Here is a 15650-nt window from a genome sequence, read left to right as displayed (position 1 = left end):
CCGGGGTCCACGCGCGGCCGCCGCCGCTATGTGTTCTCCGTCACGTGTTCCTCGGCTTGCTCGGCGTGCGGCTCGTGCTCCTCGCCGAGCAGGATGCGCTCGAGCCCGGCCCGGCCCGGCAGGTCGGCCGGGCGGACGACGTCGCCGGTGCGCACATAGAGGAACGCCGCCGAGACCGCCGACAGGGGCAGACCGCGCTGCTCCGCCCAGGCCAGGCGGTAGACCGCCAGCTGGAGCGGGTCGGCGTCCTGCGAGCGGCCGGTCTTCCAGTCGACGATCTCGTACCGCACGCCCGGCCCGGCCCCGGCGGCCCGCGGCACCCGGTACACCGCGTCGATCCGGCCCCGGATCGTCCGGCCCGCCAGCGCCAGCTGGAACGGCTCCTCGACGCGGTAAGGGGTGCGCCGCGCGTACGGCGTGCGCGCGAACGCCTCCTTGAGCTCGGCCAGGTCCCGCTCGTTCGCGATCTCCGGCTCGTGGTCCTCGCCGCCGGGCAGCTCGTCCGGGCCGAGGAACGGGAGCGGCAGCGCCTCGAAGCGCGACTCCACCCAGGCGTGGAAGCGGGTGCCGCGGCGGGCGGCGGGGCGCGGCGGGCGCGGCATGGGGCGGGCCAGCTCCCGCGCGAAGCCGTCGGGGTCGGCGGCGAGGCGCAGCAGCTGCGAGGCGCTGAGGGTGTACGGCATCGGCACGTCGCGGACGGTCGCGCGGGCGCGGCGCAGCTCGCCGGCGAGCGCGTCCAGGTCCCGGTCCCAGGAGCCGACCAGCCGCGCCTCCTCCGGCGACAGGCCGCCGCCGGGCGATGCGGCTGCCCCTACCGGGGTCGGGTGGGGGTCGGCTTCGGCAGGCCAGTCGGCCCACAGGTCGTCGTCGGGTCGGTCTCCTCCCTCGCTCCGCCCCTTCCCGGCGGCGTCGGGGTCGGGGTACGGCTCATCGGCGTACGCCTCGTCGTACGGGTACGGGCCGTCGTACGCGTCCGGGTCGTCGTACGCGTCCTCGGGCGGCTCGGGCCAGGCCGGGGCGTCTCCGGCGCCGACGTCTGCCTCGGGCGTCCGGCCGACCGACGGGTGGCCCGCGTCGTGCGCGGCGGGGCCACCGCGCGGGGGCAGGGCCTCGGGCGCGGGCGGCTCGTTCCGCGCCGCCTCCAGGCGGTCCAGGTGCGCCAGCACCACATCCGCGGCGCGGCGGCGGCGGGCGAGCGCGTCCGGGTCGAGGGGCAGCGGCCAGGCGCGGTCGGCGGCCGCGGCTTCGAGGGCCGGGTTCTCCTCGTCCTCCTCCGGGGGCGGCGCCCACGCCTCCACCTCGCCGTGGCCTGCCTCGCAGTGCTCGCGCAGGGCCTCCAGGAAGGCCGAAGGGCCGCGCGGCCGCTTCTGCGTGGGCCCCCACCAGTGGCCGGAGCCGAGCAGCAGGGAGCGGGGGCGGGTGAAGGTCACATAGCCGAGCCGCAGCTCCTCGGTCCTCTGGTGCGCCTTCATGGACTCCTTGAAGGCGGTCAGCCCCTTGGCGTTCCAGTCGGCGACCTCGGGGAGCGTCTCCGCGTCGCCGCGCAGCCCGTGCGGCAGCACCCGCGCGTTCGCCGTCCAGGACTCGCGGGCCTGGTCGCTGGGGAACTGCTTGGCGACGAGACCGGGCACCGCCACCACGTCCCACTCAAGCCCCTTGGACTTGTGCGCGGTGAGCACCTTGACCGTGTTCTCCCCGCCGGGGAGGGAGTTGTCGAGCCCCTTCTCGTACTGCGCGGCCGTGCGCAGAAAGCCGAGGAACGCGAGCAGCGTGGCCTCGCCGTCCAGGGCCGCGAAGCCCGCCGCGACGTCGAGGAAGTTGCCGAGCGTCTCCCGGCGGCGGGCGGCCAGGGCCTGGGGCGAGGCGGACAGCTCGACCTCCAGGCCGGTGGCGGCCAGCACCCGGTGGAGCACGTCCATCAGAGGGTCGCCCAGCGAGCGGCGCAGCTCGCGCAGTTCGGCGGCGAGGCGGGCGAAGCGGATCCGGGCCTCGGCCGAGAAGGGCAGCCCGTCGTCCGGGCCGTCCGGGGTGAGGAAGGTGTCCAGGGCGTCGGCGAGCGAGACGATCTCGGCTGGGTCGACACCTTCGACGGCCTCGGCGAGCCGGCGGTCGGGGTCCTCGCCCCCATCCGGCAGCCCCGCGCCCCCGTACCGCACGAGCGCGCGGGCGCGGCGGCCGAGCAGCGCCAGGTCGCGGGGGCCGATCCGCCAGCGGGGGCCGGTCAGCAGGCGCACCAGGGCGGCGTTGGCGCCCGGGTCCTGGAGCACCTCGCAGACGGCCACCAGGTCGGCGACCTCGGGGAGGTGCAGCAGCCCGGAGAGGCCGACGACCTCCACCGGGACCTCCCGCTCCACCAGGGCGCCCTGGATCCGGGCGAAGTCGCCTGCCGTACGGCACAGCACCGCGATCTCGCCGGGCGGGGTGCCGGTGCGCACCAGGTGGGCGATGGAGTCGGCGAGCCAGGTCAGCTCCTCGGCGTGGGTGGGCAGCAGCGCGCAGCGCACCACGCCGTCCCGCTCGGCGCCGGGGGCGGGGCGCAGCGCCTCGACGCCCTCGTGCATGGCGCGCAGGGGCGCGGCGAGCCCGTTGGCAAGGTCCAGGAGGCGGCCGCCGCTGCGGCGGTTCTCGCTGAGCGCGAAGCGGCGCGCGGGGCTGCCGTCGGCGTGCGGGAAGTGCTCGGGGAAGTCGTCGAGGTTGGCCACGGACGCGCCGCGCCAGCCGTAGATGGCCTGGCAGGGGTCGCCGACGGCGGTGACGGCGTGGCCGGTGCCGCCGCCGAAGAGGCCGGAGAGCAGCAGGCGCTGGGCGACCGAGGTGTCCTGGTACTCGTCCAGGAGGACGACAGCGAACTGTTCGCGCAGGATCCGGCCGACCTCCGGGCGGGTGCCGGCCAGGGTGGCGGAGAGCGCGATCTGGTCGCCGAAGTCCAGCAGATCGCGGCCGCGCTTGTCCGCGCGGTACGTCTCGACGAGGCGCAGGAGTTCGAGGCGGGCGTGGGCGGCCTCGGGCACCTTGCGCAGCTCGGCGTTGGTCAGCTTCACCCCGTCGAGGGTGCGCAGCAGCTCGGTGTCGTACGCGCGCAGCCGCTCGGCGGGGACCAGGTGTTCGGCCAGCTCGGCGTCGAGCGCGAGCAGATCCGTGACCAGGTCGGCGAAGGGGCGGGTGAGGGCCGGGAACGGCCCGGGGGCGGTGCGCAGCACGCGCGCGGCGAGCTGGAAGCGGGTGGCGTCGGCGAGCAGCCGGGCGCCCGGTTCGAGGCCGATGCGCAGCCCGTGCTCCTTGAGCAGCTGCCCGGCGAAGGCGTGGTACGTGGAGATGTGCGGCTCGCCCGCAGCGATTTCGGGCCCGGTCCCGGCGCTCCGCGCGGCCCCCGGCGGCACCGGCTCCGGGTCCGTCACCCCTGCCTTGACCAGTGCCTTCCGCACCCGCTCCGACAGTTCCCCGGCCGCCTTGTTGGTGAACGTGAGGCCGAGCACCTGCTCCGGGGCGACCTGCCCGGTGCCCACCAGCCACACCACCCGCGCGGCCATCACCGTGGTCTTGCCCGAGCCCGCTCCGGCCACGATCACCTGAGGGGCTGGGGGCGCGGTGATGCACGCGATCTGCTCCGGGGTGAACGGAATGCCGAGGAGCTCCTTGAGCTGCTCGGGGTCGGTGATGCGGGCGGACATTCCAGTGAGGCTATCCGGGCCCGCTGACACCGACGTCAACACCGAGGTCAGCGCCGGTCCGTACGCGGGCCCCACCGGACGGGACCGATCGGCATCAATCAGCAGCAACCAGAACCAATCAGAACCGGTGTAGCGAACGCCACATCGCTCACTCGCTCACTCCACGACGTGCCGCCCCTCCGCCCGCGCGCTGCACGCCCCGCGGAACGAGCAGCGGTTGCAGTGGTCGCCCGCGCTCGGGGAGAAGCGCTCGTCGAGGACGCGCCCGGCCGCCGTGGCCAGCAGCTCGCCCACCCACTCCCCCTGCAACGGCTCCTGCGCCTGCACTTTGGGCGCGGTGTCCCCGCCCTCCTTACGGGCCGCGCCCTGCCGCAGCTGTACGAGCTCCGCGCCGCCCGGCTCGGGGCGGCCGTCCGCGAACAGGCCGTCGACCGCGCCCTCCCGTACCGCCAGCTGATACACGGCCAGCTGGGGGTGGCGGGCGACGGCGTCGCGGGTCACCGACTGCTTGCCCGTCTTGAAGTCGACAACATAGGCGCGGCCATCCCCGTCCGCCTCGACCCGGTCCATGCTGCCGCGGATCCGCACCAGATAGGCGTCCGCCTCCAAGGTGACGTCGAACTCGTGCTCGGTGGCCACCGGGGTGCGGCCGCCGCGCTCCATCACATGCCAGCGCAGAAAGCGTTCGAGTGCCGCCCGCGCCTGCTCCTTCTCCTGCCGCGACTTCCAGGGCGCGTCGAAGGCCAGCGCCTCCCATACGGAGTCCAGCCGCTCCATGAGGACCGCGAGATCGGCCGGGGTGCGGCCGGACGCCACCTCGTCGGCCAGGACGTGGACGACGTTGCCGAAGCCCTGGGCGGCCGTCGCCGGGGTGTCGGCCTTCACTTCCCGACCCAGGAACCACTGGAGCGAGCAGGTGTTGACCAGCTGGTCGAGCGCGCTGCCGGACAGCGCCACGGGGCGGTCGCGGTCGCGCAGCGGCACCTCGCTGTGCGTCGGCTCGTACAGCCCCCACCAGCGGTAGGGGTGCGCCGAAGGGACGAGCGGCTGACCGTCCTCGTCGCGCAGCGCCGCCAGCCGCGCGAGGCGGCGCGCGGCGGCGTCCCGCAGGGCGTCGGGGGCCGCCGGGTCGACGGTGGTGGCACGCAACTCGGCGACCAGCGCCGCGACCGACAGCGGGCGGCGCGGGCGCTGGGTGACGTCCACCGGCTCGACGCCCAGCTCGGCCAGGAACCGGGAGGGCTGGTCCCCGTCCTCCGCCGCGGCCTTGACGGCCGTGACCACGAGCCGCTCCTGGGCCCGCGTCGCCGCGACGTAGAACAGCCGCCGCTCCTCGGCCAGCAGCGCCCCTGCGGGCAGCGGCTCGGCCAGCCCGTCCCGGCCGATCCGGTCCGCCTCCAGCAGCGAGCCACGGCGCCGCAGATCGGGCCAGAGCCCTTCCTGCACCCCCGCCACCACGACCAGCCGCCACTCCAGGCCCTTGGAGCGGTGCGCGGTCATCAGCCGTACGGCGTCGGGGCGGACGAGACGGCGGGAGAGGGTGTCGGCCGCGATGTCCTGCGCGTCGATCTCCTCCAGGAAGTTGAGCGCGCCGCGGCCGCCGACGCGCTCCTCCGCGCGCGCGGCGGTCTCGAACAGCGCGCACACCGCGTCCAGGTCGCGGTCCGCGTTGCGCCCGGCGGCGCCGCCGCGGTGGGCGGCCCGCTCCAGCCGCTGCGGCCAGGGCGTGCCGTCCCACAGCTCCCACAGCGCCTGCTCCGCGGTGCCGCCGCCCGCGAGCAGTTCGCGCGCCTTGCCCAGCAGCAGGCCGAGCCGCTGCGCGCCGCGCGCGTACGCCGGGTCGTGTGCGACCAGCCGCTCGGGCTCGGCGAGCGCCTCAGCGAGCAGGACGTCGGAGGGGCGCGGCACCCCCCGCCCCGCGGCCCGCTCCTCCTCCCGCAAGGCCCGGCCCAGCCGCCGCAGATCGGCCGCGTCCATGCCCCCGAGGGGCGAGGTGAGCAGGGTGAGCGCGGTCTCGACGTCGAGACCGGCGGCGGGCACGGCCGCTTCGGCCGGCCCGGGGCCGGTGGCACCGGCCGCGTCCGCGGCCGCGCCGGGGGAAGCCGCCGCCCCGGCGAGCCCTGCGGGCTCGGCGGACCCCCGGCCGCGAGCCGCCACGGGCGCACCTCGCCCCACGGGCCCCCGCCCGGCGGGCCCCCGCAGGGCGGCCGTCGCGGCGGCGCGCAGGGCGGTGAGGAGGGGGGCCACCGCGGGCTCGTGGCGCAGGGGGATGTCGTCGCCGTCGACCTCCACGGGCACGCCCGTCGAGGTCAGGGCGCGGCGGACGCCGGGGAGCGAGCGGCCTCCGGCGCGCACCAGCACGGCCATCTCGCGCCACGGAACGCCGTCCTCCAGATGGGCGCGGCGCAGGATGTCGGCGATGTTGTCGAGCTCGGAGCCCGCGGTCGGATACGTGTACGCCTCCACGCGGCCGCCCGCGCGGGCGGGCGCGAGCTCCCGGTGGGCGCGCACCGCGGCCGCGGGGAGGCGGGTCAGCGGCATCCGGTGGGTGATCAGGCGGGTGGCCGCGAGCAGCGCGGCGCCGGAGCGGCGGGAGGTGGTGAGGACCTCGACGGGGGCCGGTCGGCCGTCCCGCCGCGGGAAGCTGCGGGGGAATTCGAGGATGCCGCCCACGTCGGCGCCGCGGAAGGCGTAGATCGACTGGTCCGGGTCGCCGAAGGCGACCAGCGTCCTGCCGCCGCCCGCCAGCGCGCGCAGCAGCCGCAGCTGGGCCACGTCCGTGTCCTGGTACTCGTCGACGAAGACGGCGTCGTAGCGCGCGGCCAGCTCCGCCGCCGCGCCGGGGCCTTCGGCGAGCAGCACGGCCCGGTGCACCAGCTCCGCGTAGTCCAGCACCCCCTGCGCGTCCAGCACATCCAGGTACTCGGCGAGGAAGGCCGCCGCCGCGCGCCAGTCCGGCCGCCCCTGGCGCGCCGCGAAGTCCCCCAGCGCGCCGGGGTCGAGCCCCAGCTCCCGGCTGCGCGCGAGCACCGCGCGCACCTCGTCGGCGAAGCCGCGGGTGGTCAGGCAGGCGCGCAGCTCGTCCGGCCAGCGGACCGCGGCGCGCCCCTCGCGCTCCAGCTCGGCCTGGCCGGTGAGCAGCTCGCGGACCACGACGTCCTGCTCGGGACCCGACAGCAACCGCATCGGATCGGCGAAAATGTCCATGTCCTGGTAGGCGCGGACCAGGGCATAACAGAAAGAGTGGAAGGTCGTGGCCTGCGGTCCGCGGGCGCCCCCCAGGCGCGCCGCCATCCGATCGCGCAGCTCGACCGCCGCCTTGCGGCTGAAGGTGAGCACGAGGATCCGCTCGGGGTCCGCACCGCCCCGCACCCGCTCGGTCACCGCCTCCACCAGCGTCGTCGTCTTCCCCGTGCCCGGACCGGCCAGCACCAGCAGCGGGCCGCCGGGGTGGTCGACCACGGCGCGCTGCCGTGCGTCCAGCGCAGGCGGCGCCACCGGGTCCGGCCGGGTGCGGACCAGCCGGTACGTGCCCGGGGACGGCTGCCGTGAGGACGGCTGTCGGGCCTGCCGCTGGCGCGGAACGGACGAGGAGGAGGAGCTCACGTGGATCGCCGGTCCTGGTGGGTGTGCTGGGTGCGGCACAGCCTCTCATGTGACGCGGGGCGTCACCCGAATGGCTGTGGATACGGCCGCGGGCGCGCCGCGTCGCTTCGGCATGGGCCCCGCCGGCCATGCGACCGGCGGACGTGGGGCCCGGGGTCAGTCCGCACCGGCCCCGCCGTCCCCGCCGTCCCCACCATCCCCGCCCCAGCGGGCCCGGGCCATGTCGATGCGCGGCAGATGGCCCTCGGCCGAGCGCGCCGCCTCGCGCAGCGGCGTGCCCTCCTGCCGGTAGTGGCCGAGCGCCCGCAGCTCATGGCCGGGCAGCAGCGCGCCGTCCGCGCGCACCACGCGCCACCAGGGCACGGCGCCGCCGTAGAGCGCCATGACGCGGCCGACCTGCCGCGGGCCACCCTCGTCCAGCCATTCGGCAACATCGCCATAGGTCATCACCCGGCCGGGCGGAATCAGCTCGGCGACCTCCAGCACTCGCTCCGCGTAGTCGGGCAGCTGGTGCGCGTCCCCCGTCCGCTCGCCCTCGGCGTGCTCACCGCTCTGATCGGGAATCCGGCTCATCCGGTACATCCTGCCGCACCCCACCGACAGCCCCGCCGGTGCTCCACAGCGCCATCCCCCGACCCGGCCATCAAGCGTGCGGAAACCCCATACGCGACGTACCATCCGAATTTCACGTCCCCGAAATGCACCCTGATGCCCACCTGCTCAGCCCGGGCATGCCACCATCTTCCGGGCGGTGACTGGTGATACGAGATCAAGAAGAGACAGCCGAGCAGCAGGGTGCGCAGCCTCCGGAAGGGGAGGCCCGCTCCCCCAAGGCGCTGCCCCGCGCCAAGAAGCGAGAGCCCTCGAAGCGAGAGCCGAAGCCAGAGACGTCCGACCACGAAGCGTCACGGCCCGAGGCGCCCGAGCCGGAGCCGTCCGCCCCTGAGGCTCCCGAGACTCGTGAGGCTCGCGAGACCGGCGACAAGACCTCCGAGATGAACGACTGCGACACCCCCCAGCCGCCCGTCGACCGCGTGTCGGGCGACGAGCCTCTGCTCCCCGCCCGGGTCCACCGCCCCTTCGACCTGATGCGGCTGCTGCTCGGGATCCTGGGCATCGGCGTCGTGCTGGCCATCGCGGCCTTCGCCCACGGCACCACCGCCGGCCTGGAGAAGGACATCGGCCACGGCGCCAACCAGGCGCCCACGCTGCTGATCGACTTCGCGGGCCTGGCGGCCAGCGTCGCGGTGCTCCTCCTCCCGATGGCCTTCGCCATCGAGCGGCTGATCAAACGCGACGGACTGCGGATCGCCGACGGCGTGCTGGCCGCGGTCCTCGCCCATGGCGTGTCCCTGGCCACCGACCTGTGGGTGGCCCGCGGCGCCCCCGACTCGATCCGCGAGGCGCTCACCCAGCCCGCGCCCGGCGGCACCCTCAGCGACCCCGTCCACGGCTATCTCGCACCCGTCATCGCCTATATGACGGCCGTCGGCATGGCCCGCCGCCCGCGCTGGCGGGTGGCCATGTGGTTCGTGCTGCTGCTCGACGCCTTCGCGGTGCTGGTGGGCGGCTACACCACACCGTTCTCGATCATCATCACGGTGCTGATCGGCTGGACCGTGGCCTACGGCACGCTGTACGCCGTCGGCTCCCCGAACGTGCGCCCCACCGGCCAGCATCTGCTCGCCGGGCTGCGCCGGGTCGGCTTCGCGCCGGTCAGCGCGCTGCGATACGACGATTCCGGCTCCGCCGACGGCGAGCACGGGAACCACAACGACCGGGGCCGCCGCTATCTGGTCACCCTCGAGGACGGCCCGCCGCTGGACGTCACCGTCGTGGACCGCGAGCAGCAGGCCCAGGGCTTCTTCTACCGCCTCTGGCAGCGGCTGACGCTGCGCACCATCACCCCGCCGCGCAGCCTCCAGTCGCTGCGCCAGGCCCTCGAGCAGGAGGCGCTGCTGTCCTACGCGGCCATCGCGGCCGGCGCCAACGCGCCGAAGCTGATCGCCACCTCCGAGCTCGGCCCGGACGCCGTGATGCTGGTCTACGAGCACATCGGCGGCCGCCCGCTCAACGCGCTGCCCGACGCGGCGGTCACCGACGAGCTGATGGCCGGGGCCTGGCGCCAGGTCCAGGCCCTCCAGTCGCGCCGCATCGCCCACCGCCGGCTGGACGGCGACGCGCTGCTGGTGGACCGCTCCGGCACCATCGTGCTGACCGATCTGCGCGGCGGCGAGATCGCGGCCGGCGACGTGGTGCTGCGGATGGACGTCGCGCAGCTGCTCACCACCTTCGGCCTGCGGGTCGGCGCGGAGCGGTCCGTCGCCGCCGCGGTCGCGGTCCTCGGCCCGGACGCGGTGGCCGACAGCCTTCCGCTGCTCCAGCCTCTCGCCCTCCACCGCAGCACCCGCGCGACGCTGCGCCAGCTGGCGCGCGAGCGCGCGCAGCGCTACCGGGAAGCCGTCGTGGAGGCCTCGCGCGCCGCGAAGGAGGCCAAGGAGGCGAAGCAGGCCGAGGAGGCGGCCAAGGCCGTCCCCGCCGAGGAGGTGGGGCGCCGGGTGGACACGGCGGCGGTCGACCGCAAGGCGCTCAAGGCCGAGAAGCAGGCCGAGAAGCGGGCGATCGACGAGGCCGTGGAGGTGGCCCGGGAGGAGGACCTGCTCTCCCAGATCCGCCGCCAGGTGCTGCTGATCAGGCCGCAGGCGCCGATAGAGCCGGTGCGGCTGGAGCGCATCAAGCCGCGCACGCTGGTCAGCTTCTGCGCGGGCGCCTTCGCCGCGTACTTCCTGCTGTCCCAGTTCACCCACATCAAGCTGGGCACGGTGGTCGGCGAGGCCAACTGGATCTGGGTGATCGCCGCCCTGCTGTCCTCGGCGCTGACGTACATCGCGGCGGCGCTGGCCCTGCTCGGCTTCGTGCCGGAGAAGGTGCCGTTCGGGCGCACCGTGCTGGCGCAGGTCGCCGCGTCGTTCGTGAAGCTGGTGGCGCCCGCCGCGGTCGGCGGGGTCGCGCTCAACGCCCGCTTCCTCCAGCGCGCCGGGGTGCGGCCCGGGCTGGCGGTGGCCAGCGTCGGCGCGTCCCAGCTGTTCGGCCTCGCCAGCCACATCCTGCTGCTGCTGGCCTTCGGCTACATCACCGGGACCGAGCGCACCCCGACCCTCTCGCCGTCCCGCACCGTGATCGCCGGGCTGCTGACGGCCGCGGTGCTCGCGCTCGTGGTGGCCGCGATCCCGGGCTTGCGGAAGTTTGTGTCCACCCGCCTGCGGTCCCTGTTCGCGGGCGTCGTCCCGCGCATGCTGGACGTGCTCCAGCGGCCCAGGAAGCTGCTGGCCGGGATCGGCGGGATGCTGCTGCTGACCGCGGCCAACGTGCTCTGCCTCGACTCCTCGATCCGGGCGTTCGGCGGCGACATGAGCTACGCGAGCATCGCGGTGGTCTTCCTCGCGGGCAACGCCATTGGGTCGGCGGCGCCCACCCCGGGCGGCGTGGGGGCTGTCGAGGCGGCGCTGATCGCGGGTCTGACGCTGGCCGGGCTGCCGTACGAGATCGCCGCGCCCGCGGTGCTCCTCTTCCGGCTGATGGTCTTCTGGCTGCCGGTGCTGCCGGGCTGGCTGGCCTTCACCCACCTCACCCGCAAAGAGGCCCTGTAGGGGGCCCGGGCACGGAGCCCTTTGGTGCCCGGGCACGGATCACCCGTACGCCCGCACCGCGCGCGCCGGGCCCGGGCGCGCCGGAGGATGGCACCACGCCCCCACCCCCGGAGAGCGCCGTGTCCCGACCCGTACGCGCCGGTGCGCCGTCCGCCGTCGCCCTGCTGCTGGCCGCCGCCGTGGGCTGCGGAACGGGCGGCGACGAGCGGCCGGACACCTCGGCCCACCAGAAGCTGAAGTGGTCCACCTGTCACGCCCCCGACAACAGCGAGGACGGGGCCACCACCAAGGCCCCCGGCAAGCAGTGGGAGTGCGCGACGCTCCACGTCCCGCTGGACTACCGCAAGCCGCACGGGGAGACCCTCGGCATCGCCATGATCCGCGCCAAGGCCACCGACCAGCGCCGCCGCATCGGCTCGCTCATCTTCAACTTCGGCGGCCCCGGGGGCTCCGGCGTCGCCGCCCTGCCCGCTTTCGCGAGGGGCTACAAGGAGCTGCGCACCCGCTATGACCTGGTCAGCTTCGATCCGCGCGGGGTCGGTCTCAGCAGCGGGGTGAGATGTCTGAGCGACAAGCAGCTCGACGCCTTCTTCGCGGCCGACTCGACCCCGGACGACAAGACGGAAGTGAACGCCCTTGTGGGCCGCGGCAAGAAGTTCGCCGCGGCCTGTGAGAAGCGCTCCGGAAAAGTGCTTCCGTATGTCGGCACCGCCAACGCGGCCCGTGACATGGATCTCATGCGCAGCGTCCTCGGCGACAAGAAGCTGCACTACTTCGGCGTCTCGTACGGCACCGAACTGGGCGGCGTCTACGCCCATCTGTTCCCCAAGAAGGTGGGGCGCGCGCTCTTCGACGGCGTGGTCGACCCGACGCAGAACCCCGAGCAGGGCGCCCTCGGCCAGGCGAAGGGCTTTCAGCTGGCGCTGGGCGACTACATGAAGGCGTGCGCCGGCGGCAGCGGCGGCGGCTCCAGCTGCCCCACCCAGGCGGAGATCCGCGGGCTGCTGAAGAAGCTCGACCAGCGCCCGCTGCCCGGCATCGGCGGGCGCAAGCTGACCGAGTCGCTGGCCGGCGGGGGCATCGCGCAGTCGCTGTACTCGCGCGACTTCTGGCCGTACCTCACCGAGGGCATGGCGGACGCCGAACAGGGCGACGGCAAGATCCTGCTGGCCCTCGGCGACGCCATGAACGGCCGCAGCCCGGACGGCCGCTACAGCACCCTTCAGTCCTCCCTCGCCGCTATCACCTGCGCCGACTTCAAACAGCGCTACACGGTCGCCGATGTGAAGGCGAGGCTGCCCGAGTTCCGCAAGGCGTCCCCGGTCTTCGGCGACTCGCTGGCCTGGGGCCTCACCCAGTGCTCCGGCTGGCCGGTGCACGGCGCCTGGCGCACCCCGGACGTCAGTGCCCCGGGCGCCGCGCCGATCCTGGTCGTCGGCAACACCGGCGACCCGGCCACGCCGTACGCGGGCGCCCGCAAGATGGCCCAGGAGCTGGGCCCGGGCGTCGGGGTGGAACTGACGTACCGGGGCGAGGGGCACGGCGCGTACGACAGCGGCAACGCCTGTGTGCGCCGTACGGTCAACGACTATCTGCTGCGCGGCAAGGTGCCGGCGAACGGCAAGGTCTGTGGCTAGCGGGCCCGGTTCCGTACCGGAATCCACACCCGACGTTCCGGAACCTGTGACCGAATCGAGAAGGGACCTGCACCTTCCGGGTCATACCGTGCTCATAGGATCCTCGGCTATGTCGAGTTCCATACGCACCATACGGGCCAGGGCACTGGTCTGCGCGACCGTCGTGGTCGCACTCACCGCCGTCGCCGGCTGCAACGACGACAACGGCGGCGAAAACAGCAAGGACAATGCCTCCTCCGCCCCCTCCTCGTCGTCCGACGGACCATCCGCCTCCGGCCTGCCCACCTCGCTCACCGGACAGAAGCTGAACTGGAAGTCCTGCCCCGCGCCCACCACCATGCAGGGCAGCGGCGAGGCCCCGGGCAGCGACTGGCAGTGCGCCACCCTGCGCGCCCCGCTGGACTACGCCAAGCCCGAGGGCGAGACGATCGACCTCGCCCTGATCCGTTCCAAGGCCACCGATCCGGGCAAGCGGATCGGCTCGCTCATCTTCAACTTCGGCGGCCCCGGCGGCTCCGGGGTCTCCACCCTCCCCGGCTTCGCCGACGACTACGAACGCCTGGGCGCCCGCTACGACCTGGTGAGCTTCGACCCGCGCGGGGTCGGGGAGAGCGCGGGCGTGAAATGCCTGAGCGACAAGGAACTCGACGCCTCCGACTCCGTGGACGGCTCGCCCGACGACGCCGCCGAGATCGCGGCCGCGACGGCGGACCAGAAGAACTTCATAGCCGCGTGCGAGAAGAACTCCGCCAAGGTGCTCCCGCATGTGGACACCGTCAGCGCGGCCCGCGACATGGATCTCATGCGGGAGGTGCTCGGCGACAAGAAGCTGCACTACTTCGGCATCTCCTACGGCACCGAGCTGGGCGGCGTCTACGCCCACCTCTACCCCAAGAACGTGGGGCGCGCCGTCTTCGACGCCGTGGTCGACCCGACCGAGGACCCGGAGCGGAGCAACCTCGGCCAGGCGAAGGGGTTCCAGCTCGCCTTGGACAACTATCTGAAGGACTGCGCCAAGAAGGGGCTCGCCTGTCCGGTCGGCGACGACCCCGACCAGGCCGAGAAGACGATCACCACGCTGCTGGCCAGGCTCGACAAGCAGCCGCTGCCCACCAGGAGCGGCCGCGAGCTCACCCAGGACCAGGCCGTGGGCGGCATAGCCGCCGCGCTGTACAGCAAGGACACCTGGCAGTACCTGACGCTGGGGCTGACCGAGGCCCTCCAGGCCAAGCAGGGCAACATGCTGCTCCTGCTGTCGGACTCCATGGCCGGCCGCGACGAGAACGGCGGCTACAGCAACATCAACGCCGCCAACGTCGCCATCAACTGTGCGGACGACAAGCAGCGCTACACGGTCGCCGATGTGAAGGCGAAGCTACCCGAGTACCGCAAGGCCTCCCCGGTCTTCGGCGAGTTCCTGGCCTGGGGCATGCTCTCGTGCATGGACTGGCCGGTGACGGGCAAGACCGAGCACCCCGAGGTCAGCGCCCCGGGCTCGGCTCCGATCCTGGTCGTGGGCAACACCGGCGACCCGGCCACGCCGTACGAGGGCGCCCGGAAGATGGTCCAGGAACTGGGCAAGGGCGTCGGCGTGGAGCTCACCAACAAGGGCGAGGGCCACGGCGCGTACAACGGCGGCGGCGGCAACACGTGCACCACGAAGACCGTGAACGACTACCTGCTGAACGGGAAGGTGCCGGCGGACGGCAAGGTCTGCTCGTAGCGCCTGCGCACAGGGGCCCGCACCGTCCTCGACGGTGCGGGCCCCGTGGCACACAAGCCTCGGGTCAGTAGACGGGCTTCTCGGGCTCGATCTGGTGGACCCAGCCGATGACGCCGCCGCCCACATGGACCGCGTCCGCGAAGCCCGCGGACTTCAGGACGGCCAGGACTTCCGCCGATCGGACACCCGTCTTGCAATGCAAGACGATCTTCTTGTCCTGCGGAAGGTCCTGGAGGGCGCTGCCCATCAGGAACTCGTTCTTCGGGATCAGCCGGGCGCCGGGGATCGAGACGATCTCGTACTCGTTCGGCTCGCGGACATCGATGATGTCGATGTTCTCGCCGTCGTCGATCCACTCCTTGAGCTGCTTGGGAGTGATCGTCGAGCCGGCCGCCGCCTCCTGGGCCTCCTCCGACACGACGCCGCAGAAGGCCTCGTAGTCGATGAGCTCGGTGACGGTGGGGTTCTCGCCGCAGACCGCGCAGTCGGGGTCCTTGCGGACCTTGACCTGGCGGTAGGTCATCTCCAGGGCGTCGTAGATCATCAGGCGGCCGACCAGCGGCTCGCCGGTGCCGGTGAGCACCTTGATGGCCTCGGTGACCTGGATCGAGCCGATGGAGGCGCACAGCACGCCGAGCACGCCGCCCTCGGCGCAGGAGGGGACCATGCCGGGCGGCGGGGGCTCCGGGTAGAGGCAGCGGTAGCAGGGACCGTGCTCGGACCAGAAGACCGACGCCTGGCCGTCGAAGCGGTAGATCGACCCCCACACATACGGCTTGTTCAGCAGCACGCACGCGTCGTTGACCAGATAGCGGGTGGCGAAGTTGTCGGTGCCGTCCACGATCAGGTCGTACTGGGAGAAGATCTCCATCACGTTGTCGGCCTCGAGGCGCTCCTCGTGCAGCACGACCTTCACATACGGGTTGATGCCGAGCACCGAGTCGCGCGCGGACTCCGCCTTGGAGCGGCCGATGTCCGCCTGGCTGTGGATGATCTGGCGCTGCAGATTGGACTCGTCGACCTCGTCGAACTCCACGATGCCGAGGGTGCCGACACCGGCCGCGGCGAGGTACATCAGCGCGGGCGAGCCGAGACCGCCCGCGCCCACACACAGCACCTTGGCGTTCTTCAGCCGCTTCTGCCCGTCCATCCCCACATCAGGGATGATCAGATGGCGCGAATACCTGCGGACCTCGTCGACGGTGAGCTCGGCGGCCGGCTCGACCAGGGGTGGCAGCGACACGGGGACTCCGTAATGAGTGGGAGCAGGGTTCTTCTCCTCGTAACACTGCCATGGCCCATCTCATTCCGAGACGGGCGGTCCGGTCCGCGAGACGGATCCGTCCCAGCACCCGGGCAGCGC

At 73.6% G+C, this 15650-nt stretch carries 7 protein-coding genes; 3 read left to right on the top strand and 4 right to left on the bottom strand.

Going from position 1 to position 15650, the window contains the following annotated elements; all coding sequences use genetic code 11:
* Nucleotides 1-26 precede the first annotated feature (26 nt).
* The 3 genes from ACH4S9_RS10995 to ACH4S9_RS10985 all read right to left on the bottom strand — a co-directional run bounded on the left by ACH4S9_RS10995 (nucleotide 27) and on the right by ACH4S9_RS10985 (nucleotide 7850).
* Nucleotides 27-3671: a UvrD-helicase domain-containing protein gene (locus ACH4S9_RS10995; RefSeq protein WP_398371193.1), complete on the bottom strand. Its 3645-nt coding sequence runs from the start codon at nucleotides 3669-3671 to the stop codon at nucleotides 27-29.
* A gap of 156 nt (nucleotides 3672-3827) precedes the next feature.
* The gene (locus tag ACH4S9_RS10990) at nucleotides 3828-7277 is read right to left on the bottom strand and encodes an ATP-dependent helicase (protein WP_398371191.1); all 3450 of its coding nucleotides are present in this window, start codon (nucleotides 7275-7277) and stop codon (nucleotides 3828-3830) included.
* Between the two features lie 156 nt (nucleotides 7278-7433).
* On the bottom strand, nucleotides 7434-7850 hold the full coding sequence (locus ACH4S9_RS10985; RefSeq protein WP_398371189.1) for an MGMT family protein: 417 nt from the start codon (nucleotides 7848-7850) through the stop codon (nucleotides 7434-7436).
* Nucleotides 7851-8035: 185 nt separating this feature from the next.
* Here ACH4S9_RS10985 and ACH4S9_RS10980 point away from each other — a divergent pair, with 185 nt between their 5' ends.
* From ACH4S9_RS10980 to ACH4S9_RS10970, 3 genes are all read left to right on the top strand, one after another.
* Entirely contained in the window at nucleotides 8036-10927 is a 2892-nt protein-coding gene (locus ACH4S9_RS10980) for a flippase-like domain-containing protein (RefSeq protein WP_394816822.1), read from the top strand.
* A gap of 119 nt (nucleotides 10928-11046) precedes the next feature.
* A complete protein-coding gene (locus ACH4S9_RS10975) occupies nucleotides 11047-12564 on the top strand; it encodes an alpha/beta hydrolase (protein ID WP_398371187.1) in 1518 nt (505 codons plus the stop codon).
* A 109-nt stretch (nucleotides 12565-12673) separates the two neighbouring features.
* On the top strand, nucleotides 12674-14287 hold the full coding sequence (locus ACH4S9_RS10970; protein ID WP_398371185.1) for an alpha/beta hydrolase: 1614 nt from the start codon (nucleotides 12674-12676) through the stop codon (nucleotides 14285-14287).
* A gap of 64 nt (nucleotides 14288-14351) precedes the next feature.
* On the opposite strand, the gene moeZ is transcribed toward ACH4S9_RS10970, so the two are convergent.
* On the bottom strand, nucleotides 14352-15530 hold the full coding sequence (moeZ, locus tag ACH4S9_RS10965; RefSeq protein ID WP_311727668.1) for an adenylyltransferase/sulfurtransferase MoeZ: 1179 nt from the start codon (nucleotides 15528-15530) through the stop codon (nucleotides 14352-14354).
* Nucleotides 15531-15650: the final 120 nt, after the last annotated feature.

Origin of the sequence: Streptomyces sp. NPDC021225 (assembly GCF_044332865.1) — a bacterium.
In the GTDB taxonomy this organism is placed as follows: domain Bacteria; phylum Actinomycetota; class Actinomycetes; order Streptomycetales; family Streptomycetaceae; genus Streptomyces.
This window is presented reverse-complemented; position numbering and strand designations above follow the sequence as displayed.